The 23,574-nt window shown below is 73.9% G+C and carries 13 protein-coding genes; 5 read left to right on the top strand and 8 right to left on the bottom strand.

All coding sequences use genetic code 11. The features are described from left to right. Nucleotides 1–134: 134 nt before the first annotated feature. A complete protein-coding gene (locus tag ACFWOG_RS05415; RefSeq protein ID WP_380355070.1) occupies nucleotides 135–6,089 on the top strand; it encodes a TIR domain-containing protein in 5,955 nt (1,984 codons plus the stop codon). A gap of 67 nt (nucleotides 6,090–6,156) precedes the next feature. Continuing rightward, nucleotides 6,157–6,657, top strand: coding sequence for a DUF5990 family protein (locus ACFWOG_RS05410; protein WP_380355067.1), 501 nt, complete (start codon nucleotides 6,157–6,159; stop codon nucleotides 6,655–6,657). Nucleotides 6,658–6,741: 84 nt separating this feature from the next. On the opposite strand, the gene ACFWOG_RS05405 is transcribed toward ACFWOG_RS05410, so the two are convergent. The 3 genes from ACFWOG_RS05405 to tsaD all read right to left on the bottom strand — a co-directional run bounded on the left by ACFWOG_RS05405 (nucleotide 6,742) and on the right by tsaD (nucleotide 12,913). Then, on the bottom strand, nucleotides 6,742–9,048 hold the full coding sequence (locus ACFWOG_RS05405; RefSeq protein WP_380355064.1) for a collagenase: 2,307 nt from the start codon (nucleotides 9,046–9,048) through the stop codon (nucleotides 6,742–6,744). Nucleotides 9,049–9,314: 266 nt separating this feature from the next. Continuing rightward, complete coding sequence (locus ACFWOG_RS05400; protein WP_380355061.1) at nucleotides 9,315–11,639, bottom strand: collagenase; 2,325 nt, start codon at nucleotides 11,637–11,639, stop codon at nucleotides 9,315–9,317. A 221-nt stretch (nucleotides 11,640–11,860) separates the two neighbouring features. Beyond that, nucleotides 11,861–12,913, bottom strand: a complete 1,053-nt coding sequence (tsaD, locus tag ACFWOG_RS05395; RefSeq protein ID WP_355402116.1) for a tRNA (adenosine(37)-N6)-threonylcarbamoyltransferase complex transferase subunit TsaD — start codon at nucleotides 12,911–12,913, stop codon at nucleotides 11,861–11,863. A gap of 203 nt (nucleotides 12,914–13,116) precedes the next feature. Between tsaD and ACFWOG_RS05390 the strand changes: the two genes are divergently transcribed. Next, entirely contained in the window at nucleotides 13,117–13,719 is a 603-nt protein-coding gene (locus ACFWOG_RS05390; RefSeq protein ID WP_329876732.1) for a superoxide dismutase, read from the top strand. Nucleotides 13,720–13,896: 177 nt separating this feature from the next. Here ACFWOG_RS05390 and meaB read toward each other — a convergent pair whose 3' ends face one another. The 4 genes from meaB to ACFWOG_RS05370 all read right to left on the bottom strand — a co-directional run bounded on the left by meaB (nucleotide 13,897) and on the right by ACFWOG_RS05370 (nucleotide 20,810). Further along, the gene (gene meaB, locus ACFWOG_RS05385) at nucleotides 13,897–14,895 is read right to left on the bottom strand and encodes a methylmalonyl Co-A mutase-associated GTPase MeaB (protein ID WP_329876730.1); all 999 of its coding nucleotides are present in this window, start codon (nucleotides 14,893–14,895) and stop codon (nucleotides 13,897–13,899) included. An 11-nt stretch (nucleotides 14,896–14,906) separates the two neighbouring features. Then, a complete protein-coding gene (gene scpA, locus ACFWOG_RS05380) occupies nucleotides 14,907–17,111 on the bottom strand; it encodes a methylmalonyl-CoA mutase (RefSeq protein WP_329876728.1) in 2,205 nt (734 codons plus the stop codon). Next, nucleotides 17,111–19,027: a methylmalonyl-CoA mutase family protein gene (locus ACFWOG_RS05375; protein WP_380355056.1), complete on the bottom strand. Its 1,917-nt coding sequence runs from the start codon at nucleotides 19,025–19,027 to the stop codon at nucleotides 17,111–17,113. The genes scpA and ACFWOG_RS05375 overlap by 1 nt, the downstream gene beginning before the upstream one ends. Before the next feature lie 304 nt (nucleotides 19,028–19,331). Continuing rightward, a complete protein-coding gene (locus ACFWOG_RS05370) occupies nucleotides 19,332–20,810 on the bottom strand; it encodes an MFS transporter (protein WP_380355053.1) in 1,479 nt (492 codons plus the stop codon). A 138-nt stretch (nucleotides 20,811–20,948) separates the two neighbouring features. Here ACFWOG_RS05370 and ACFWOG_RS05365 point away from each other — a divergent pair, with 138 nt between their 5' ends. Then, the gene (locus tag ACFWOG_RS05365; protein WP_355402027.1) at nucleotides 20,949–21,533 is read left to right on the top strand and encodes a helix-turn-helix domain-containing protein; all 585 of its coding nucleotides are present in this window, start codon (nucleotides 20,949–20,951) and stop codon (nucleotides 21,531–21,533) included. 60 nt (nucleotides 21,534–21,593) lie between these two features. On the opposite strand, the gene ACFWOG_RS05360 is transcribed toward ACFWOG_RS05365, so the two are convergent. Beyond that, nucleotides 21,594–22,529 (bottom strand): TIGR01777 family oxidoreductase, encoded by a 936-nt coding sequence (locus tag ACFWOG_RS05360; RefSeq protein ID WP_380355049.1) that lies wholly within the window; start codon nucleotides 22,527–22,529, stop codon nucleotides 21,594–21,596. A gap of 243 nt (nucleotides 22,530–22,772) precedes the next feature. On the opposite strand from ACFWOG_RS05360, the gene ACFWOG_RS05355 reads away from it, so the two are divergent. Beyond that, nucleotides 22,773–23,570 carry a DUF2785 domain-containing protein gene (locus ACFWOG_RS05355; protein ID WP_380355046.1) on the top strand — a complete coding sequence of 266 codons (798 nt, stop codon included), beginning with the start codon at nucleotides 22,773–22,775 and terminating at the stop codon, nucleotides 23,568–23,570. Nucleotides 23,571–23,574 lie beyond the last annotated feature (4 nt).

Raw genomic sequence — 23,574 nt, 5'->3', positions numbered from 1 at the left:
CGCGGGTCGACACCGCCACTCGCACGTCCGGTCGGACACCGGTCGCGCGTTCGCGCAGTCCGGACCGGATATCACCCGAAACCGTTGTGGGCAAGGAGGGTTCAGCCCGTCCGGATCGGTCATAAGCTCTCTCCATGGGGGCTCTTGACGCGACCCCGGGTGGCCCCGGGCCGATCGACTTCTTCATCAGCTACTCGCCGGCCGACGAACGCTGGGCGGCCTGGATCGCGTGGACGCTGGAGGAGGCCGGCTACCGGGCGTTCCTCCAGGCGTGGGACTTCGTCCCCGGCACCAACTTCGTCGACTTCATGGACCGCGGCGTCACCGAGTCGGCGGCCGTCATCGCCCTGCTCTCGCGCAACTACGAGCGCTCGCGCTACGGCCGGATGGAGTGGCAGGCCGCCCTGCGCGCGGATCCGGACGCGCCGGACCGCCGGCTGGTCACGGTCCGGATCGAGGACATCCCGGTGGACGGCCTGCTCGCCACCCTCACGTACATCGACCTGGTGGGCGTCGACGAGCCGGCCCGCGCCCGGCAGCTCCTGCTCAATCGGGTCGCGGCGGCGATGGACGGCCGGTCCCGGCCCGAGCTGCGCCCCGGCTACCCGGGCGGCGCGCCCGGCGCCCTCCCGCCGGCGGCCCAGACGCAGATCCCCGCCCCCCGCCCGGTCGGGGGCACCGGCTGGGCGGGCCGGCGCAGGCCGTCCGTCCAGCCCGAGTACCCGCAGGCGGCGGGCCGGGCCGGCGGGCGCGAGGCGGTGACCGTGCTGCACCTGGCCGGCCCCGAGTTCGGGCGGGGCAACGACCCGGTCGACCTCCAGGCCGCCGTCTGGGGCGACCTGGTGGAACTGGCCGACTCCGGGGCCCCCACACCCGAACTGGTGGTCGTCACCGGCGACCTGACCGCCTCCGGCAGCCCCCGCGAGTGCGAGCAGGCGCTCTCCTTCCTCACCGGGATGCGCGCCCTGCTCGGCCTGGAGCCGCACCGGGTGGCGATCGTCCCCGGCGGGCAGGACGTCAGCCAGGCCGCCTCGCGCGCCTACTTCGCCACCTGCGAGGCCGACGAGCTGCGCCCCACCCCGCCCTTCTGGCCCAAGTGGCGGCACTACGCCCGGCTGTTCCAGGAGTTCTACCAGGGGCTGGAGGTGGTCTTCGACAGCGCCCAGCCGTGGACCCTCTTCCCGGTCCCCGAACTGGGCACCGTCGTCGCCGGTCTGAACTCCTCGATGGCCTGGTCCCACCGGCCGGACGACCGGTACGGCTGGCTGGGCCCCGAGCAGGCCGCCTGGTTCGCCCAGGCGCTGCGCCCGTACGAGAACGACGGCTGGCTGCGGATCGGCGCCCTGCGCCACCCGGTCGCCGCCGCCCACTCGGGTACCGGCCCGGGGGGCGCCCACCAGGGCGCCGCGCACGCCGCCGGGGGCCGCCCGGCCGGCTCCCGGCCGACCGCCGCCCGCCCGGCCCGCGGCGGCCCGGACGCCGAACCGCTCCGCGACGTCGACCGGTTCACCCGGCTGACCGCGCCCCGGCTCCACCTGCTGCTGCACGGCCCGGCCGCCGCCCGCGGCGCCGTCGGGCCGCTCACCACCTCGGCCGGCGAGGTGACCGTGGTCGGGGCCCCGGCCGCCGGCGGCCACCAGTTGCTCCGGCTCACCCGCGACGGGCTGACCCGCTGGTCCGCCCCGGACGCCGAGCCCCAGCAGGCGGCCGTCCCCTGGCGCCGGGCCGGGCGGGCGTTCCCGGTGCCCGAGCCGGCCGGCCCGGCCCCGACCGTCGAACCGCCGCAGGTGGACGAGGTCCGCCCCGCCGCCGGGGCGGAGCGCGAGACCCGCAGGCTGACCTCGCCGGTGGACGCCCTGCTGGCCCGGGTCGCCGAGGTCTGCCGCACCCGCCACCAGGGCGCCCAGATCCGCGAGGTGGCCGGATCCCCGCCGCAGCTCTTCGTCACCTGGGCCGAGTCCGGCCTGGTCCGCCAGCAGCGGGTGGCGGTCAGCGTGCAGACCCCGACCCTGGAGGACGTCGACCGCTTCGCCGACGAGGTGCACGCCGACGGCGCCGGCCTGGATGCCGAACTCGTCCACGACGGCCCGCCGCCGCCCCGGGTGCTGCGCGAGCGGGCCCGGCGCCGGGGGGTGCGGCTGCGCAGCTTCGTGGAGTTCCAGGGCCTGCTGGACCTGCGCGACTACGTCTCCGCCCAGAGCGAGCGGCTCAGCACCGACAGCCAGTACCAGCCCGGCCTCTACCTGCCGCAGCGCTTCCGGGACGCCGAGCGCCCCGGCGTCCAGGAGCGCGAGGGCCTGGTCGACGAGCTGCTCCGGCTGCTCGACTCCGACCACGGCCGGTTCGTCCTGCTGCTCGGCGACTTCGGCCGCGGCAAGACCTTCGCGCTGCGCGAGACGGCCCGCCGCATCCCCGCCGAACTCCCGCACCTGGCGCCGCTGTTCATCGACCTGAGCGCGCTCGACAAGGCGCACTCGCTGGACGGCCTGGTCGCCGCCCACCTCACCGAGCACGGCATCGACACCCTCGACCTGCGGGCGTTCCGCTACATGCTCCGGCAGGGCCGCGTCGTCCTGCTCTTCGACGGCTTCGACGAACTGGTCAACCGGGTCAGCTACGAGCGCGCCGCCGACCACCTCCAGGTGCTGTTGGACGCCGCCGTCGACAACGCCAAGATCGTCGTCACCAGCCGCACCCAGCACTTCAGCTCGCACGAGCAGGTGCTCACCGCGCTCGGCGAGCGGGTCGGCCTGCTCCCGCAGCGCCGGCTGGTCGCCGTCCAGGACTTCACCCCGCACCAGATCCGCGGCTACCTCGCCAACCGGTACGGCGACCCGGACGCCGCGGCCCGCCGGATGCGGCTGCTGGAGGCGATCCCCGACCTGCTCGCGCTCTGCCGCAACCCCCGGCTGCTCAGCTTCGTCGCCGACCTCGACCACGACCGGCTGCGCGCCGTGGCGGGCGCCGGCCGGGCGCTCAGCGCCGCCGGCCTCTACCAGGAGGTCTTCACCTCCTGGCTGAGGTTCGAGGAGCAGCGCGGCCACGGCGGCCCGGGCGCCGCCCCCGGCCTGCGCCTGGACCAGCTCTGGCAGGCCGTCACGCTGCTCGCGGTGCGGCTCTGGGAGAGCGGCCGGGTCTCCATGGCGCTCGACGAGATCGTGGACATCGCCGGGGTGCTGAGCGGTCTGGCGGAGAACCCGATGCCCACCTCGCAGTTCGCGCACGCGGTCGGCTCCGGCAGCCTGCTGATCCGCTCCGACGAGGGCATGTTCCACTTCATCCACGGCTCGGTGGTGGAGTGGCTGGTGGCCCGGGCCGCCGCGGCCGCCCTGGAGCGCGGCGAGACCGAGCTGCTCGCCCGCGGACCGCTCAGCCGGCTCGCCGTCGAGTTCCTCTGCGACCTCGCGGACCACCAGGTCTGCCAGCGCTGGGCCCGGTCCGTCCTGGACGGCGCCCACGAGGGCGGCGAGGCGGCCCGGCTCAACGCGGTCAAGGTGCTGGACCGGCTGCGGGTGCCCGCGCACACGGACCTGCGCGGCGCCACGCTGGCCGGCGAGGACCTCTCGCACCGCGACCTGTCCGGCGTCGACCTGTCCGGCGCCGACCTGACCGACGCCCGCCTGCTCGGGGCCGACCTGTCCGGCGCCGACCTGCGCGGCGCGACCCTGGCGGGCGCCCGGCTCGACGGCGCCGACCTGTCCGGCGCCGACCTGCGCTCCGCCGACCTGCGCGGCGCCCGCCTGGTCCGCACCGACCTGCGCGCCGCCCGGCTGCGCGGAAGCCGGTGGCAGCGGGCCGCGCTGATCTCCGCCGTCACCGACCCGGAGGTGCTGGCCGCGCCCGAGCTGCGGGCCGCCGCCATCGCCCCGGGGCTGCCCGTCGAGGCCGGGTTCAGCCCCTCCGAGGTCGGCGTCCCGTACGGGTTCGACGTGCGCTCCACCCGGCTGCCCGAACCCGTCGCCTTCAGCCCCGACGGCCGGTTGCTCGCGGTCGGCAGCGAGGACGGCAGCGTGCTGGTCTGCGACGCCGTCACCGGGGTCGCCCTGCGGACCCTCAAGGACCACATCGGCCGGGTCTACGCGGTCAAGTTCGCCGGTGACGTGCTGGCCACCGGCAGCGCCGACGGCACCGTCCGGCTCTGGGACCAGGTCTCCGGGGAGTGCCGGCACCGCCTCGACGTCCACGCCGGCGGGGTCTGGCCGGTCTCCCTCGGGCCGTCCGGGCGACTGGTCGCCACCGGCGACCCGAACGGCGTGGTCACCCTCTGGGACACCGGCACCGGCCGCCCGCTGCACCGTCTGCCCGGTCACGACGCGCCCGTCTACACGGCGGTGTTCAGCCCCGACGGCGCCCAACTGGTCACCGGTGACCAGGGCGGCGGGGCGCGGCTCTGGTCCACCGCCACCGGCCGGCGGCTCGCCGTGCTCCCCGGCCACCGGGGCACCGTCTACCGGTCCGCGTTCAGCCCGGACGGCACCCTGATCGCCACCGCCGACGGCGGCGACGGCACCGGCGGCACCGTGCGGATCTGGGAGGCGGCCGGACGGCGCCTGCTGCACACCCTGCCGGGCCACGCCGGGCGGATCTACACGCTCGCCTTCCACCCCGACGGCGACCTGCTCGCCAGCGGCGACACCGAGGGCCAGGTCCGGCTCTGGAACCCGCTCGACGGCACGACCGCCGGCCGGCCCGAGGACTCGACCGGCAAGATCTACCAGGTCACCTTCGACGAGGCCGGCACCCGGCTCGCCGCGAGCGACAGCGACGGCGGGGTGCGGATCTGGCGGGTCACCCGGATCCCCCGGGCGGACGGCGCCGGTCGGTCGGGCGGGGACCCGGCGGCCCGGGGCGGCCACGAGGTGGTGCCGCTGCGCCGTCAGCCGCCCGAGCACCGGGGCTCGGTCTGGGCCTGCCGGTTCCGCCCGGGTGCGGGCCGGGGCAGCGCGGAGACCGACGCCCTGCTGGTCACCGGCGGGAACGACGGACTGGTCCGGCTCTGGGACCCGGCCTCCGGCCGCAGCCGCCAGCTGCTGCGCGGCCACGGCCGCCGGATCGGCTCGCTCAGCTTCAGCGGTGACGGCACCCTGCTGGCGGCCGGCGGCAACGACGGCGTGGTCCGGCTCTGGGAGCCGGCCACGGGCCGCCGGGTGCGCGAACTCTCCGGCCGCAGCAGCCGGCTGGTCTCCGCCGAGTTCAGCCCGGAGGAGGCGATCCTGGCCACCGCCACCAACGACGGCGACCTCTGCCTCTGGAACGCCCGGACCGGCGAGTACCTGCGCGAGATGGACGTCGAGACCGAGCACGTCTGGGCCGAGGCGTTCAGCCCCGACGGGGTCCTCGTGGCCACCGCCAACGACGACGACACCGTCCGCGTCTGGTACCGCCGCACCGGCGCCCACCTCATCACCCTGCGCGAGCACCGGGGCCGGGTCCGCTCCATCGCGTTCAGCCCGGACGGCCGGCGGCTGTTCACCGGCTGCGACGACAGCAGGGTCCGGATCTCCGACGTCGACACCGGCCGGGTCGAGGCCGAACTCGACGGCCACACCGACCGGGTGTACGCCGTCTCACCGGCACCCGACGGCTCCTGGCTGGCCAGCGCCTCCTGGGACGGCACCACCCTGATCTGGGGCGACGGCGTCGTCCGGCACCGGCTGACCGGCCACGTCGGGCGGCTCTGGACCGCCGCGGCCCACCCGTCCCGGCCGCTGCTCGCCACCGCGGGGGACGACCGGGTGGTCCGGGTCTGGGACCCGCGCACCGGCGAGCAGGTGGCCGGCCTGCGCGGCCACACCGGCCGGATCCTCGCGGTCACCTTCAGCCCGGACGGCTCGTTGCTGGCCAGCGGCGGCGAGGACGGCACCGTGCGGCTCTGGCGCGTCCGGGCCGACGGCCGGCCCACCGCGCTCGCCACCCTGCTCGGGGCCCCGGACGGCTGGGCGGCGCTGCTGCCCTCCGGTGCGTACAAGTGCGAGGGCGACGTGGCCGGGGAGTTCTGGCACGCCGTCGGCATGTGCCGGTTCGAGCCCGGCGAGCTGGACACCCACCTTCCGGGCGTCCACCGGCTCCCCCCGGAGGAGGAGCTGTGAGCCGCCGTTCCGGGTGAGCCGCCGTCGATGAGCCGGTGTCGTCGGTGCGTGCGGGCAGGATGAGCGCATGCCGACCACGAGCACGACCACGAGCACCGTCCGCCTTCGCATCGAGGCCACCGACCTCCCGGGCCGCAGCTGCGCCCCGGTCCCCGGGTTCCCCGGGTACACCGCCGTCCAGGTGGGTGTGCAGCGCAAGGGGAGGCCCGGGGAGCTCCTCGACCCGGTGGCGGGGGACGCGGACGAGGCGGTCTGGACGGTGGAGTGCACCGTGAAGCCCGGCCCGGCAGGCCCGGACCTGATGGGCCCGTACGTGCAGGGCGGCCCGGGCGCCCGGTTCGTCTACCTCACCTGGCTCACCCCGGGTCCGGACGGCCCCGCGCTGCTCCGCCGCGCCAAGCTGTTCCTGGACGCCGTCCCGCCGGCCACCCTCGGCGCGGCGGTGCGCGGCGGGCTGCTGGTGGGCCGGCTCGGGCTGACCGACGCGAAGGGCCACCCGCTCTGCGGGGCGGTCCGCCCGCCGGTGATCGCCTGGTCGGCCGGGGGCGGCGAGGGATCCGCGGCATGACGGAGGGCCCCGCCGGTGCGGCGGGGCCCTCCGGGTCCGGTGGAACGTGCTGCTCGGCGACGCTTGTCGCCGGGCGGGCGCGGCCTACTGGTAGGTGACGGTGGCGCTGGCGCCGCTGAAGTTCTGCTGCCCGGCGGCGAGGCTGAAGTAGACCCAGCCGGACGGCGGGTTGTTGATCGTCAGGGTCTCGTTGTTGCCGGCGTTGGTGGACTTCGCCTGGTACGAGGTGGTGGTGGCCCAGTTGCTGCCGCCGTAGTAGAGGTCGGCGTTGCCGGTGCCGCCGGTGGTGGTGATGGTCAGCTGCTTGACGCCGGCCGGCAGGTTCAGGAAGTGGTAGCTGTAGTTGCCCGCGGTGGCGGTGAGGTTGTCCCGGCGGCAGTTCTTGTCGAACTGGCGCGGGTCGGCGATGGTGCAGACCGGGGTGGTCGGGGCGACCGGGGCGTCCGGCAGCGTGCCGCAGCCGTTGGTCGCGCAGGCGGTCAGCCAGGCGTCGAAGCCGGCGTCGTAGCCGGTGCCGACGGTCTGCTTCAGGAAGGTGCGGGCACCCTCCCAGTCACCGGTGCGGTACTTGGTGAGCACGGTCTCGATGTCCGCGCGGTGCTCCTGGAGCATGTAGCGGACGGCCAGCCAGCCCCACTTGTAGACCCGGGTCGAGTTGACGTCGGGGTCCGCCTCCTGGCCGTAGACGGTGTCGAACAGCTGGCTGAGCTTGTAGGTCTTCTTGGTGGCCTCGGCGATCGCGTCGGTGTTGGGCAGGTTGCGGTAGCCGAACGAGATGTTCTCGGCGATGCCCTCGACCCACCAGATGGTCGGGGTGGTCAGGCTGGCGTCGAAGTCGCCGGCCATGTTGTAGCGGCCGTCGAGGTAGTGGGTGTACTCGTGGTTGAGGTTCCAGATGTGGAAGGTCGGGCGGAGCCAGTCGGCCTCGTGGGCGATGAAGCGGGCCTGGTTGCCGGGCAGGGCCGGGTTGCCCTCCTCGTACATGCCGCCGTTGTCGATGTCGATGTTGTAGAAGGCCCAGGCGTACAGCGCGTAGTTGTAGTAGTCGTCGAAGGCGACGACCTCCAGGTCGGTGTTCACGTCACCGGGGATCGCGCCCTTGTCGCCGATCACCTTGTGGAAGTACGCGTCCTGGTTGGTCAGGCTGGTGCAGGTGCTGGTCAGCTGCGCGGGGGACATGTCCTGGGCACGGATCTTCAGGCCCGGGTTGCAGGTGCGCTGGATCGGGAGGATGACCGGGAGCAGGCGGTCCGTCAGGTCGCAGATGGCGTAGGCCGCGCAGTTGCCCTTGTCGAACTGGCGGGTGGCCCAGGCCAGGTTCATGGTGATCGGCGCGGTGGGGCCGACGTTCGGGTACCGGTTGATCAGGTCCTTGAGCAGCGGCCGGAGCCGGTCCTTGAGCTCGGGGACGACGAGGGCGTAGCCGAGGTAGCGGCCCATGTTGCTGACCATGTCGTCACGGTTCAGCAGGTCCTCGTTGCGGGTGATGAAGCCCGACCAGGCGTCGAGGAGCGAGGAGTCGGCCTTGAGCGCGGCCTTGAGGCCCTGGCCGTCCTTCTCGGGCTTGGGGTCGAGGCCTTCCTCGATGAGCCAGTCGAAGTGCTTCAGCGAGAGGTTCATCAGCCGGGGCCAGTTGCCGTCGTAGCTGTTCAGCATCCACTTGAGGACGCCGTTGTACCGGCCGAAGGTCCTGGTCTGGCCGATCACCGTGACGACCTCGTTGAGGGTGTCGCCGTTGGCGTCGGTGATGTCCTTGCTGTGCGGGGCGGCGAAGAAGGCGTCGAGCGCGCCGCGGGCCGCGGTCTCCAGGGTCGGACCGTAGGTGCCGACGGCGTCCGGGAGGACCTCGTGGAGGTAGTAGCCGGCGCGCAGGTACATCACCAACTGCCCGACGGAGGTGCTGTTGTCGCCCGGGTAGGTCGCGGAGGCGTCGCGCAGCGCGTTGGCGACGGTCACCATCTTGGCTTCGCCGAAGGCCTTGCCGGCGTCGGCTCCGGTGAGCTGGAACAGCGGGTAGGCGCAGGGGACGTTCGGCAGTGCCTTGAGCTGCTGGACCAACGCGCTGCCCGTGGCGTTGATCAGTTCGGAGAGGTTGGGACACGGCTCCCCGGCGGCGGCCGAGAACTGCTTGGCCGCCTTGAGGGGTTCGGTGACCGGAACGGCGGGGACGGCGGACTGCTTGCCGTAGTCCTGGGAGGAGAGCTTGAAGGGGCTGTTGTTCCTGGCCTCGGGCGACTTGGGGACCGGGATCGACCGCGGTGCCGAGGCGGTGGTTCCGGTGGCGTTCACGCCGGCCGGGGCCGTGGCGCCGACGGGCGCGGCCTGGCTCTGCGGTGTGAACAGGCCGAGCGCGATGAAGAAGGCCGCGCCGAGCGCAGGGAGTCTGCGCACGTTGGCCGTTGATATCCGGGAGGGACGCATCTGTGGGGGCCTCCGGGGCCGTTGTGACCGCGCGTTGGGGCACGCGGCCAATCGATGTGTGACATGTAAAATGGCACATGTCGCATGGCGCCGGGAAGGCCTCGGACCGGATTGTCGTTCGCCGCAACCGAAACGTTGTCAGAACACATGGCCGGAGGGCCCCGCCGGTGCGGCGGGGCCCTCCGGGTCCGGTGGAACGTGCTGCTCGGCGACGCCTGTCGCCGGGCGGGCGCGGCCTACTGGTAGGTGACGGTGGCGCTGGCGCCGCTGAAGTTCTGCTGTCCTGCGGCGAGGCTGAAGTAGACCCAGCCGGAGGGCGGGTTGTTGATCGTCAGGGTCTCGTTGTTGCCGGCGTTGGTGGACTTCGCCTGGTACGAGGAGGTGGTGGCCCAGTTGCTGCCGCCGTAGTAGAGGTCGGCGTTGCCGGTGCCGCCGGTGGTGGTGATGGTCAGCTGCTTGACGCCGGCCGGCAGGTTCAGGAAGTGGTAGCTGTAGTTGCCGGCGGTGGCGGTGAGGTTGTCCCGGCGGCAGTTCTTGTCGAACTGGCGCGGGTCGGCGATGGTGCAGACCGGGGCCTGGGAGGTCGGCAGGGTGCCGCAGCTGTCGGCCGCGCAGGCGGTCAGCCAGGTGGAGAAGTCGGCGTCGTACCTGGTGCCGATGGTGGACTTGAGCAGGGTGCGGGCGCCCGCCCAGTCACCGGCGCGGTACTTGGCGAGCAGCGCGTTGACGTCCTCGGGGTGCGACTGCAGCATGTAGCGGACGGCCAGGTATCCCCACTTGTAGACCCGGGTCGAGTTGACGTCGGCGTCGGGGGTCTGGTCGTAGACGGTGTCGAAGAGCTCGCTGAGCTTGTAGGTCTTCTTGCCGGCCTCGGCGATGGCGCCCGCGTTGCGCTCGTTGCGGTAGTGGTACGAGATGTACTCGGCGACGCCCTCGACCCACCAGATGGTCGGGGTGGTCATGCCGGCCTCGAAGTCACCGGCCATGTTGTAGCGGCCGTCGAGGTAGTGGGTGTACTCGTGGTTGAGGTTCCAGATCTGGAACTGCGGGCGCAGCCAGTCGGCCTCGTGGGCGATGAAGCGGGCCTGGTTGCCGGCCTTGCTCGGGTCGCCCTCCTCGTACATGCCACCGTTGTCGGTGTCGATGTTGTACATGATCCAGGCGTACAGCTTGTAGTTGTAGTAGTCGTCGAAGGCGACGACCTCCAGGTTGGTGTTCAGGTCGCCGGGGACCGCCCCGTTGTCCTTGATGACCTTGTGGAAGAAGGCGTCCTGGTTGATCAGGCTGGTGCAGGTGTCGGCCAGCTCGGTGGCGCTCATCTGCTGGGCGCGGACCCGCAGGTTCGCGTTGCAGGTCTGGGTGTTGACGAGGACCAGCGGGACGAGCCGGGTCGGCAGGTCACAGGTGCCGTAGTACGAGCAGTTGCCCTTGTCCGCGTCCTCCGTGAACCAGACCAGGTTCATCGTGAGCGGACCGGTGGCGCCGACCAGCGGGTAGCGGTTGATCAGGTCCTTGACCAGCGGGCGGCCCTGGGCCTTCAGCGCGTCGACGGTGAGCAGGTTGCCGAGCTGCATGCCGATCCGGGTGGCGACGTCGCCGCCGTCCAGCTGGGCGGCGTTGCGGGTGACGAAGGCGGCCCAGGTGGTGGCGACGGTCGGGTCGGCCTGGAGGGCCGCGATGAAGCCGGTGTCGCCGTACTTCAGGTCGAACCCGCCCTCGATGACCCACTCGACGTGGTCCACGGCGAGCTTCATCGAGGCCGGCCAGTTGCTGCCGTAACCGGCGAGCAGGCGCTTGACGACGCCGGCGTACCGGCCGTTCTCGTCGGCGCTGTCGATGAGGGTGACGGCCTCGTTGAGGGTGGCGCCGTTGGCTTCGGTGACGTCCTGGCTGCGCGGGGCGGCGAAGAAGGCGTCCAGCGCGCCGCGGATCGCGGTCTGCAGCGCGGTGCCGTAGGCGCCGACGGCGGCCTCGTTGTTCCCCTGCACGTAGTAGCCGGCGCGGAGGAACATCACCAGCTGGCCGATGCCCGCGCCGTTGTTGCCCGCGTAGGTGGCCGAGGCGGTGCGCAGCGCGTCGGCCACGGTGACCATCTGGGCCTCGCGGAAGACCTTCCCGGCGTCCGTCCCGGTGAGGTTGAACAGCGGGTAGGTGCAGGTGACGTCGGGGAGCGCCTTGAGCGACTGGACGAGCGCGCTGCCCGAGCCGCCCAGCACGCCGGAGAGGTTGCAGTCGACGGCGGCCGGGGCGGCCGAGAACTGCTTGGCGCTCTTCGCGGCGGCGGCCGGGGTCGGGGTGACGGCCCGGACGGGGGTCTCCTTGCCGGCGCTCTCGGAGGCGAGCGGGCGGTCGCCGGTGCCGGCGTCGGGGGACTTGGGCACCGGGATCGCCTTCGGCGCGGACGCGGCGGTGACCCCGGTGGCGGCCTTGGCCGCGGGGGAGCCCGCACCGGCCGGGGCGGCCTGGCTCTGCGGTGCGAACAGGCCGAGGGCGATGAAGAAGGCGGCGCCGAGCGCAGGGAGCCTGCGCGCGCCGGCCTTGGATATGCGGAAGGGACGCATCTGTGGGGGCCTCCGGGGCCGTTCGGGGCCGCGTGGTTGGGGGACGCGGCCACTCGATGTGTGACATGTAAAATGGCACATGTCGCATCGTGTCGGGAAGAGCCCGGACCGGGTTTGTCCACCGTCGCAACCGAAACGTTGTCAGAGGGCTGTCAGAGCGCAGGCGTGGCGGCCCCCCGGCCGCCGGGGCGACCGAGGGGCCGAGGGGTGTGCGGGCGGGGTCAGGCGGCCCGCGGGGCCGCGAGCGGCGTGAGCGCCGCGAACTCCAGCGGCGCCGACGGGTCGATCGACAGGTCGGCCGGCGCGGGCTCGGCGCCGGCCCGGACCAGCAGGTCGCCGATGGCCGCGACCATCGCCCCGTTGTCGGTGCACAGCCGCAGCGGCGGCACCCGCAGGGTGATCCCGGCGGAGGCGCAGCGCCGCTCGGCCAGCTCCCGGACCCGCGAGTTGGCCGCCACCCCGCCGACCACCACCAGGGTCCGGATCCCGTGGTCGGTGCAGGCCCTGACGGCCTTGCGGGTCAGCACGTCGGCGATCGCCTCCTGGAGCGCGGCGGCCGCGTCCGGGACGTGCGGCTCGGTGCCGGCCGCGCGGTGCGCCTCGACCCAGCGGGCGGCGGCGGTCTTGAGGCCGGAGAAGGAGAACGCGTACGGGGCGTCGTTGCGGCCCGTCAGCGGGCGCGGGAAGCGCACGGCGCGCGGGTCGCCGTCGCGGGCGGCGCGGTCGATGGCGGGCCCGCCGGGGTAGGGCAGGTGCAGGATCCGGGCGACCTTGTCGAAGCACTCGCCGGCCGCGTCGTCCAGGGTGTCGCCGAGGTGGACGATCGGGTCGCGGGCGAGGTCGCGCACCAGCAGGAGCGAGGTGTGGCCGCCGGAGACGATGAGCACCACGCACGGGTTCGGCAGCGGTTCGCCGTCCAGCGTGGCGGCGGCCACGTGCCCCGCCAGGTGGTGGACGCCGTACAGCGGGACGCCGAGCGAGTACGCGTAGCCCTTGGCCGCCGCCACCCCGACCTGGAGCGCCCCGGACAGGCCCGGACCGGCCGTCACCGCCACGGCGCCGACGTCGGCCAGGGTGAGCCCGGCCCGGTCCAGCGCCTCGCGGACCACCGGCGCCATCGCGTGGACGTGCGCGCGGGCGGCGATCTCCGGCACCACCCCGCCGTAGCGGGCGTGTTCGTCCATGCTGGAGGCCACCGCCTGGCCGAGCAGCCGCCCGTCCTGCACCAGCCCGGCCCCGGTCTCGTCGCAGGACGACTCGATGCCCAGTACCACCGGCGATCCGGTCACCGTCGTCCACCCGCCCTTGCTGCAGAAAGTCCGTACCTGCAACCATTGTGCAATAGGAGGGAAGGGTGACGATCCCCGGGGTGTGAGGAATACGCAGGAGCCCTTGCTTAGTTTCTGCAACCGATACGCAATAGTGTGTTTCCGGCACGATCGTCACCGTTGAACTCGCCGAAAGGGGCCGTGTCCTGATGGGCACCTACTCGCTTCCCGACCTGCCGTACGACTACTCCGCTCTTGAGCGCGCGATGTCCGCCGAGATCCTGGAGCTGCACCACTCGAAGCACCACGCGGCGTACGTCAAGGGCGCCAACGACACCCTTGAGCAGCTGGCCGAGGCCCGTGACAAGGAGCAGTTCGGCGGTCTGGTCGGTCTCCAGAAGACCTTCGCCTTCCACCTCTCCGGCCACGTGCTGCACTCGCTGTTCTGGGAGAACCTCTCCCCGGAGGGCGGCGACCGTCCCGACGGCGCCCTCGCCGACGCGATCACCGAGCACTTCGGTTCGTTCGAGGCCTTCAAGAAGCAGCTGACCACCGCGACCGTCGGTGTGCAGGGCTCCGGCTGGGGCATCCTCTCCTGGGAGCCGCTGGGTCAGCGCCTGGTCGTCGAGCAGGTCTACGACCACCACGGCAACGTCGGCCAGGGCACCACCCCGCTGCTGGCCTTCGACGCCTGGGAGCACGCGTACTACCTGCAGTACCGCAACGTGCGCCCGGACTACGTCACCCGTCTGTGGGACGTCGTCAACTGGCAGGACGTCTCGACCCGCTTCGCGGCGGTCACGAGCGCCTGACCTTCCGGGTGAACCGCCCGTGAGCACCTGACCCGCGAGGGCGGGTGACGGAAGGCCCCCGACCGGCTACCTGCCCGGTCGGGGGCCTCTCCGTGTCACGGCGCTCCGTGGGACGCCGGGGCGGGACGTCGCCCCGCCCCGGGCTCCCGGCGGGGTGCCCCCGGCCGTCAGTCCTCGTCAGTCCTCGTCGGGCGTCCGGAAGGCGTCCAGGATCCGCTGGGCCGCGAGCCCGGCCGGCAGGGTGCCCTCGCGGACCCGGTGTTCCAGGGCGGGGGCGAGCCGGCGGACCTCCGGGTGGGCGTGCAGCCGGGCGAGGAGCTGGTCGTGCACCATCGCCCAGGTCCACTCGACCTGCTGGTCGCGCCGCTTGGCGGCCAGCGCGCCGGTCGCGTCCAGCACCTTGCGGTGCTGCTGGAGCCGCTCCCAGAGGGTGTCCAGCCCGCTGCCGTCGCGGCCGGAACAGGTCAGCACCGGGGGCGTCCACGGCGCGTCCGGGGCCTGCAACAGCCTCAGCGCGCCGGCGAGTTCGCGGGCCGCCGCACGGGCCTCGGTCTCGTGCGGGCCGTCCGCCTTGTTGACCGCGATCACGTCGGCGAGCTCGAGCACGCCCTTCTTGATGCCCTGCAGCTGGTCACCGGTGCGGGCCAGACTGAGCAGCAGGAAGCTGTCCACCATGCCCGCGACCGCGGTCTCCGACTGTCCGACGCCGACCGTCTCGATCAGCACGACGTCGTAGCCGGCGGCCTCCATCACCACCATCGACTCCCGGGTGGCCCGGGCCACCCCGCCGAGCGTGCCGGAGGTGGGGGACGGGCGGACGAACGCGGCCGGGTCGACGGCGAGGCGCTCCATCCGGGTCTTGTCACCCAGGATGGAACCGCCGGTCCGGCTGGAGGTCGGGTCGACGGCGAGCACCGCGACCCGGTGGCCGAGTCCGGTGAGCATGGTGCCGAAGGCATCGATGAAGGTCGACTTGCCGACACCGGGGACCCCGGTGATGCCCACCCGGACCGCCCCGCCCGCGTGCGGCAGCAGCATCGTCAGCAGCTGCTGCGCCAGCGCGCGGTGGTCGGGCCGGGTGGACTCGACGAGGGTGATGGCCCGCGCGACGTAGGCGCGCGAGCCCTCCCGCACGCCCGTCGCGTAGCTGTCGAGGTCGATCGTCCGGGGCGCCATCGCTCAGCGCCTCAGAGCTCGTGGCCGAGGTCGGCGGCGAGCGACTCCAGGAGGTCGTAGGCGGCGTCCGGGATCACCGTGCCGGGCGGGAAGACCGCCGCGGCACCCGCCGCGTACAGCGCCTCGAAGTCCTGCGGGGGGATCACCCCGCCGACCACGATGGTGATGTCCTCCCGGCCGGCCTCGGCCAGCTCGGCGCGCAGCGCCGGCACCAGCGTGAGGTGCCCGGCCGCCAGCGAGGAGACGCCGACGATGTGCACGTCCGCCTCGACCGCCTGGCGGGCCACCTCGGCGGGCGTCTGGAACAGCGGGCCGACGTCCACCGTGAAGCCGAGGTCGGCGAAGGCGGTGGCGATCACCTTCTGGCCGCGGTCGTGGCCGTCCTGGCCCATCTTGGCGACCAGGATGCGCGGTCGGCGGCCCTCGGCCCGCTCGAACCGCTCGACCAGGTCCCGGGTGCGCTGGAGGGGCGCCGACTGGCCCGCTTCGTCTCGGTACACACCCGAGATGGTACGGATCTGGCCCGAGTGCCGGCCGTACACCTTCTCCAGGGCGTCCGAGATCTCCCCGACGGTGGCCATGGCGCGGGCCGCGTTCACCGCGAGGTGGAGCAGGTTGCCGTCCAGCGATCCGCCGCGCTGCGGGCCGGCCTCGGCGGCGCGGGTCAGCGCGTGCAGGGCGGCCTGGGTGGCGGCCTCGTCGCGCTCGTCGCGCAGGCGGCGGAGCTTCTCGATCTGCCGGGTGCGCACCGAGGAGTTGTCGACCTTGAGCACCTCGATCTGCTCGTCGCTCTCCACCCGGTACTTGTTGACGCCGATCACCGGCTGGCGGCCGGAGTCGATCCGGGCCTGGGTGCGGGCGGCGGCCTCCTCGACGCGGAGCTTGGGGATGCCCGCGTCGATCGCCTTGGCCATGCCGCCGGCGGCCTCGACCTCCTGGATGTGCTGCCAGGCACGGTTGGCGAGGTCGTGGGTGAGCTTCTCGACGTACGCCGAGCCGCCCCACGGGTCGATGGCCCGGCAGGTGCCGGACTCCTGCTGGAGCAGCAGCTGGGTGTTGCGGGCGATCCGGGCCGAGAAGTCGGTCGGCAGCGCGAGCGCCTCGTCCAGCGCGTTGGTGTGCAGCGACTGGGTGTGGCCCTGGGTGGCGGCCATCGCCTCGACACAGGTGCGGGCGACGTTGTTGAACACGTCCTGGGCGGTCAGCGACCAGCCGGAGGTCTGCGAATGGGTGCGCAGCGAGAGCGACTTGGCGTTCTTCGGGTCGAACTGCTTGACCAGCTTGGCCCAGAGCAGGCGGGCCGCGCGGAGCTTGGCCACCTCCATGAAGAAGTTCATGCCGATGGCCCAGAAGAACGAGAGGCGCGGCGCGAACGCGTCCACGTCCAGCCCGACGTCCAGTCCGGCCCGCAGGTACTCCACGCCGTCGGCGAGGGTGTAGGCCAGCTCCAGGTCGGCCGTGGCCCCGGCCTCCTGGATGTGGTAGCCGGAGATGGAGATCGAGTTGTACCGGGGCATCTTCTGCGAGGTGTACGCGAAGATGTCCGAGATGATCCGCATCGACGGCTGCGGCGGGTAGATGTAGGTGTTGCGGACCATGAACTCCTTGAGGATGTCGTTCTGGATGGTCCCCGCCAGCTTCTCGGGCGGCACCCCCTGCTCCTCGGCCGCGACGATGTACAGCGCCAGCACGGGCAGCACCGCGCCGTTCATGGTCATCGACACCGACATGCGGTCCAGCGGGATGCCGTCGAAGAGCTGGCGCATGTCGTAGATGGAGTCGATCGCCACGCCCGCCATGCCGACGTCGCCGGTGACGCGCGGGTGGTCGCTGTCGTAGCCGCGGTGGGTCGGCAGGTCGAAGGCGACCGAGAGGCCCTTCTGACCGGCGGCCAGGTTCCGGCGGTAGAAGGCGTTGGACTCCTCCGCGGTGGAGAAGCCCGCGTACTGACGGACCGTCCACGGCTGGTTGACGTACATCGTCGGGTACGGGCCGCGCAGGTACGGGGCGATACCCGGGTAGGTGTCCAGGAAGTCCAGGCCGGCCAGGTCGGCGGAGGTGTACAGCGGCTTGACGCCGATGCCCTCGGGGGTGTCCCAGAGCAGCTCGTCGACGTCCTTGCCGGTGGCCTGCCGCCAGGCGTTGCGCCACTGGCCGTCGGTGACGTCCGCGCCGGCGTCCCCGTCCAGCCCGATTCCGGTGAAGTCGGGGATCATCACGCCACTCCGCTTTCGTCGAGGCTTTCCACGGGGATCTCGTCGGTGATCCGGTCCAGCAGGGCGGTCAGGGTCGCGACGGCGTCGCCGCCCGCGAAGACGAACTCGTCCACCCCGGCCGCCAGGTACGCCTCACGCTGCTCGCCGGGCCGCCCCGCGAGCAGCACCCGCTGCGCGCCGGCCGCCTTGAGCGCGGCGGCGACGGCCTCGGCCCGCTCGCCGTACAGCGCGTCGCTGGAGCAGAGGCAGGCGACCCGCGCGCCCGAGGCGGCGAACGCCTCGGCGAACGCGGAGGGTTCGGTGCCCTCCACCGAGGTGGTCGCGATGCCGCCGGCCTGGAACAGGTTGGCGGCGAAGGTGGTGCGCGCGGTGTGCGCGGCGGCGGAGCCGATCGAGGCGAGGAAGAGCCCGGGCCGGGCGCCGGTGGCCGCGAGGTGCGCGTCCGAGCGGTCCCGCAGGGCCTCGTACGCCTCCGCGCGGCGCACCCTCGGCAGCCCGCCGCCCGGTGCGGCCGGGGCCGGCTCGCGGACCGGCGACTGCTCGCCCAGGTTCGGGAACTCGCTGACGCCGGTGACCGGTTCGCGCCGCTTGGCCAGTCGCACCGAGCGCTCCGCCCAGGTGGCCGCGATCCGCTCGCCGACCAGCCCGGACTCCAGTGCGGACCGCAGCCCGCCGGCGCGCTCGATCTCCTGGAACCACTCCCAGGCGGCGTGCGCCAGCTCGTCGGTCAGCCGCTCCACGTACCAGGAGCCGCCGGCCGGGTCGACGACCCGGGCCAGGTGCGACTCCTCCAGGAGGATGGACTGGGTGTTGCGGGCGATCCGGCGGGCGAAGGCGTCCGGCAGGCCGAGCGCGCTGTCGAACGGCTGGACGCTCACCGCGTCCGCCCCGCCGACCCCGGCGGCCAGGCAGGCGATCGTGGTGCGGAGCATGTTCACCCACGGGTCGCGGGCGGTCATCATCACCGCGGAGGTGACGGCGTGCTGGCGCTGTGCGGAGGACTCCGCGGCGGCGCCGGACACCTCGGCGACCCGGGACCAGAGCCGGCGCGCGGCCCGGAACTTGGCGATCGTCAGGAACTGGTCGGCGTCGGCCGCGTAGCGGAACTCCAGCTGGCCCAGCGCGGCGTCCACGGACAGCCCGGCGGCGGTCAGCGCACGCAGGTAGGCGACGCCGGTGGCCAGCGAGGCGCCGAGCTCCTGCGCGGGCGAGGCGCCGGCCTCGTGGTACGGCAGGGCGTCGACGGTCAGTGCGCGCAGGCCCGGGTAGTCCCCGGCGCAGCGGGCGGCGAGGGCGGTCGCCGCGGCGAGCAGTGCGTCGGTCCGTCCGGCTTCCCCGGTGCGGGCCTGCAGACCGAGCGGGTCGGCGCCGAGGTTGCCCGCGGCGGCGCTGGGGGAGACCTCGCGAACCTGGTAGAGCTGGAACAACTGTTCGGCCGCGTCCGGGAATTCGGGCCCCGCGTCGAGCACCACACCGGCCAGGTCGAGGTAGACGCCGGTCAGCGCCTCGGGCAGCGAGGCGACCGGCAGGCCGTTCCCGCCGAGCTCCAGCCAGAGCGAGCCTCCGCCGTGCTCCAGGTCGGCCAGCACCGCCTCGTTGGTCCGCCGGGCGTCCGGATGGGCGTGCCGCTGACGGATGTCCCAGCCCGTGACCGAACAGCCCTGGGGCCGGCTGCCGCGGACGAACGGCGGGAAGCCGGGGAGGCCGGGGTCGGCGGGGCCGTCCTCGGCGGTGTACAGCGGACGGGCGCGCAGCCCGTCCTGGAGTGCGGTGGTGAGCGCCTGCTCGGCCGCTGCGCCGTCCGCGTGCTGCGCACCGGACTTGCGCAGCACACCCTCGACGAGGGTCTGCCACTGCTCTCGGTGTGCGGCCGGGAACTCGGCGGCCAGGGGGAGCCCTTCGGGCGGGACCGTCATGCCCGCAGGTTAGCGCTCCGTGGCAAGGCGTAGCAGGGGTGGATGGTGTGACCTTGCCCTCGCTGTGCACTCTGTTGCACTAACGGTGCCGCCGGTGTCACCGGGGCGGCGCGACGGGCTTGCCGCTGCTCCGCCCGCCACCCGCCCGCCACCCGCTCACCGATGGCCTACCGGCGGCCCACCACCCGCTCACCGCCCACCCGTCACTCGCTTACCGGCCGGTTACCGGCGGCTTGCCGCGTGCTTGCCACCCGCTTGCCACGGGCCCGCCCCGCTGCGGTCGGGTTCCCCGCCTTGCTCCGTCCTACTCCGTCCGGATCCGGCGTCCGCGGCGGCCGGCGCGCGGCGTGGCGGCGAGCGCCGGCGCGAGCGCGAGTCCGAGCGCGGCGAGCAGCAGGCCCGCCGCGACCGCGAAGGTCACGCGCATGCCGGTGGCGACCGGGCCGGGGGCCGCGGTCGCGACGTCGGAGGTGGCCGAGGCGAGGGTGAACACGGCGCCCATCAGGGAGGCGCCGGTGACCAGGCCGAGGTTGCGGGACAGGTTGAGCAGGCCGGAGACGACGCCCCGGCGGTCGGCGGGGACGTCCGCCATGACACCCGTGTTGTTGGCGGTCTGGAAGAGCGAGTAGCCGGCGGTGACGACGGCGACCGGCACGAGGTAGCCCGCCACGCCGAGCGAGTCCGGCAGCAGGGCGACGGCGAGCGCGCCGGCCGACGCGGCCGCCAGGCCGGCCGCCGTGGTGCGCGGCGCGCCGAACCGGTCGGTGATCCGCCCGGCCGGGATCCCGGTCAGGGCGGCGACCAGCGGGCCGGCCGACAGGGCGAGCCCGACCAGGGCCGCGTCCAGCCGGAGCGTCCGGGCGAGGTAGAAGGGGCCGACCACCAGCGTCGCCATCATCACCGTGGAGACGAGGGCACTCATCGCCAGGCTCGCGCTCAGCCGCCGGTCGCGCAGGACGCCCGGGCGGACCAGCGGCGCCGCCGCCCTGGTCTGGGCGAGTCCGAAGAGCACGACGCCGACGGCGGCCGCCGCCAGCAGGGCCAGGTTGAGCACGCCGAAGTGTCCGCGGCCGAGGGTCATGGCGAGTGCGTAGGCCCCGAGCGTCAGGGCGAGCAGCAGTGTGCCCAGGTGGTCGAAGCGGGCCCGGGCGGCGCCGGACGCCGTTCGGTCGGCCGGGTCGGCCGGCAGGTGGCGACGGGCGAGCAGCAGGGCCGTCACCCCCAGCGGCACGTTGACCAGGAACACCGCCCGCCAGCCGGGACCGGCGAGCAGCACGCCGCCCAGCGTGGGGCCGAGCGCGGTGCCCACCGCGGACATCGTGCCCAGCAGCCCCATGGCGCGGCCGGTCCGCTCCTTCGGGACGATCCCCCCGACGAACGCCATGGTGAGCGCCATCATGACGGCCGCGCCGAGGCCCTGCGCCGCCCGGGCCGCGACCAGCAGCCCGAGGGTGGGGGCCAGACCGCACAGGACGGAGGCGGCGGTGAACAGCAGCAGGCCGCCCAGCAGCAGCCGCCGCCGTCCGACCAGGTCGCCGAGCCGGCCGACGGTGACGATCAGCGTGGTGACGGCCAGCAGGTAGGCGAGGACGACCCACTGCACGGCCTGGAACGAGGCGCCGAACGCCTGGGCCAGGGTCGGGAGGCCGACGTTGGCGATGCTGGTGCCGAGCGAGGACAGCAGCATGGAGAGCGAGAGGCCGGCGAGCGCCCACCGGACGGAGTCCGCCCGCGTCGCCCGTCCGGCCGCCGCCGGACTCTGTCCCGCGTCTGTGGTGGTCAACCCGAACTCCGTTCTCCGCGGCCCGGGGTGGGGCCGTCCCGTGGCCGCTGCGCGGCACACGTGGGGGAGCGTGCTCCGGGCGCGTCGGGGTGGCAAACTTTGTTGCCGGTTCCGGGACGACGGAGGTGGGAAGCGCGGATGGACGAACCAGAGGGCTACCGGGCGGTGCTCGACGAGGTGGCGCCCCGGCTCCGCCGGCTGCGGGAGAAACGGGGCATCACGCTCGCCGCCCTGTCGGAGACGACCGGCATCTCCAAGAGCACGCTGTCCCGGCTGGAGTCCGGCCAGCGGCGCCCGAGCCTGGAACTGCTGCTGCCGCTCGCCGGCGCCTACCGGGTGCCGTTGGACGAACTGGTCGGCGCCCCGGAGGTGGGCGACCCCCGGGTCCGGCTGACGCCGCGTGCGCTGCCGAACGGCGGGACGGTCGTCCCGCTGACCCGCAGCCCGGGCCCGCTCCAGGCGTACAAGCTGGTGATCGTCGACCGTGGCACCGAGCCGGACCTGCGGACGCACGAGGGCTACGAGTGGCTGTACGTGCTGGACGGCCGGCTGCGGCTGCTGCTGGGGGAGCACGACGTGGTCCTCGGCCCCGGCGAGGCGGCCGAGTTCGACACCCGGGTCCCGCACTGGTTCACCAGCGCGGACGGGCGCCCGGTGGAACTGCTCAGCCTGTTCGGGCGGCAGGGCGAGCGGATGCACGTCCGGGCGAGGCCGAAGGCCTGACGGCGGGCCGGCGGGCCGGATGTGCCCCCCGCCCGCCGACGGGGGCCGGCCCCGGCGGGATCAGCGGCGCATCCGCCGGACGAGGTCCCCGGCCGCCGCCGACCAGTGCGGGTGTTCGAAGCCGAACCCCGCGTCGAGGAGCCGCCTGGGCACCACCGCGCGGCTCTTGAGGAGCAGTTCGGTGTCCGAACGCAGGGCGAACGCGCCGACCTCGGCCATCCAGCGGGTGGCGGGCAGGCCGATCGGGACGCCCTTGGCCCGCCGGAGGGCCCGCATGAAGGCCCGCTGCGACAGCGGGGCGGGCGCCGCCAGGTTGACGGGGCCTTCGAGGTCGTCACGCTCGATCAGGAAGCGGACGGCGCGGACGAGGTCCCGGTCGTGGATCCAGGACATGTACTGGGTACCGCCGTCGATCGGCCCGCCGAAGCCGGTCCGGGCCAGCCTGACCAGCTGCTCGAAGGCGCCGCCGCGGTCGGGGCTCATCACCATGGCGCAGCGCAGCGCGACCCGCCGGGTCGCGGGCGTCGCGGCGTCGGTCTGCTCGCGCTCCCAGGCGCGGGCGATCTGCACGCTGCGGTCCCAGGACCGGGGGGCGCCCGGCTCGCCGCCACCGAGCGGGCCGGCCTCGTCGTGCGGGGCGCCGTAGGTGTGGGGGTAGATGGTGGCGGTGCTCATCTGGAGCCAGACCCGGGGCGGGCGCCGGGCGCCGGCGACGGCCCGGCCGACGGTCCGGGTGGAATGCACCCGCGAGTCCCTCATGTCGCGCTGGTTCTGCTCGGTGTAGCGGCAGTTGACGCTGCGCCCGGCGAGGTTGACGACGGCGTCGGCGCCGTCGATCACCTCGGTCCAGCGGCCCAGGGTGCGGCCGTCCCAGTAGATCTCCCGGTCGCGCCGGGGCTGCCTGGTCAGGACGAGGACCTCATGGCCCTCGGCGGTCAGCGCCCGGTCCAGGATGCGTCCGACCTGCCCGGTTCCCCCGGGTATGACGATCTTCATCGAGTTCCCCCCTCGGTGTGGTTCGCGGCCAGCGTAGCGAGATATGTGAACGCGTTCAAAACGGCCTCCGCCGCACTCGGCGGCCGAGGGAAATTCGATGGTCCGCGCGCCCGCCGCGGTGATACGGATGGCGCGTACCCGACCGCGCGGACCCGCGCCCGGATTCACGCCCGGGCCCGCGCCGGGACCCGCACCCGGACCCGCGCCGGGACCCGCACCGACCGAGAAGAGGGCCTGCCTCCGATGTCCGTCCCCACCGCCACCGACTGGTCGGAGGTCTGTGCCCGTGACTTCGCCGTCCCGGCCGGCCGCCCGCTGGACGCCCTCGTCGACGAACTCGCCGCGGCCCTGGCCGACCCCGACCCGCTGGTCCGGGACGGTGACCCGTACGCGGTCCTCGGCACCTGGATCGAGCGCGACGTGGTGGCCGGTGAGCTGCGGACCGCCCTCGGGCACCGGATGGCGGCGCGGTTCGGCGACCCGGCGATCGAGGCGCGGAGCTTCGCCGCCCTCGTCCTCGACATGATCGTCTCCCGGGGGGACCACGACCCGGCCTGGTTCGGGGCCTTCGCCCGCTGGTACCCGGCCGAGACCGACCTGCGCGGCCACCACCCCGAACTCGGCTGGCTGCACGCGGCCGCGCACGGCGCCGACCTGCTCGGCACGTTCGGCCGGCACCCCGCCGTCGCCCCCGGGCCGGTGCTCGACCTCGCCGCGGCCCGGCTGCTGGCCCGCACCGACCACCTGTTCGGCCAGCGCGAGGACGAGCGGACGGCGACCGGCGTCGCGCGCACCCTCACCAGGCCGGAGCTGACCGAGAAGGAGTGCGTCGACTGGGTCGAGCGGTCGGCCGCCGCCCTCGCGGACCACCGGCGGGGCCCGGCCCCGGCCTGGGTGTCCAACTGCGCGCGGACCCTGCGGGCGCTGCTCGTCCTCGCCCGGACCGGGGTGCGGGCGGCGGGCCCGGGCACGCCGCTGCTGCCGCTCGCCCACGGCCCCGCCGTCACGGACGCGCTGCTGCGGGCGCTGGGCCCGGTCTGAGGCC

It is taken from the genome of Kitasatospora sp. NPDC058406, assembly GCF_042722765.1.
In the GTDB taxonomy this organism is placed as follows: Bacteria; Actinomycetota; Actinomycetes; order Streptomycetales; family Streptomycetaceae; genus Kitasatospora.
Note: the sequence above shows the minus strand (reverse complement) of the source record. Positions and strands in the feature narration are given on the sequence as shown.

Coding starts and splice junctions, on each gene's coding strand:
- ACFWOG_RS05390 (WP_329876732.1), top strand. CDS start 13,117: ATGGGCACCTACTCGCTTCCCGACCTGCCGTACGACTACTCCGCTCTT.
- scpA (WP_329876728.1), bottom strand. CDS start 17,111: ATGATCCCCGACTTCACCGGAATCGGGCTGGACGGGGACGCCGGCGCG.
- meaB (WP_329876730.1), bottom strand. CDS start 14,895: ATGGCGCCCCGGACGATCGACCTCGACAGCTACGCGACGGGCGTGCGG.
- ACFWOG_RS05360 (WP_380355049.1), bottom strand. CDS start 22,529: ATGAAGATCGTCATACCCGGGGGAACCGGGCAGGTCGGACGCATCCTG.
- ACFWOG_RS05355 (WP_380355046.1), top strand. CDS start 22,773: ATGTCCGTCCCCACCGCCACCGACTGGTCGGAGGTCTGTGCCCGTGAC.
- ACFWOG_RS05400 (WP_380355061.1), bottom strand. CDS start 11,639: ATGCGTCCCTTCCGCATATCCAAGGCCGGCGCGCGCAGGCTCCCTGCG.
- ACFWOG_RS05365 (WP_355402027.1), top strand. CDS start 20,949: ATGGACGAACCAGAGGGCTACCGGGCGGTGCTCGACGAGGTGGCGCCC.
- ACFWOG_RS05415 (WP_380355070.1), top strand. CDS start 135: ATGGGGGCTCTTGACGCGACCCCGGGTGGCCCCGGGCCGATCGACTTC.
- ACFWOG_RS05410 (WP_380355067.1), top strand. CDS start 6,157: ATGCCGACCACGAGCACGACCACGAGCACCGTCCGCCTTCGCATCGAG.
- ACFWOG_RS05375 (WP_380355056.1), bottom strand. CDS start 19,027: ATGACGGTCCCGCCCGAAGGGCTCCCCCTGGCCGCCGAGTTCCCGGCC.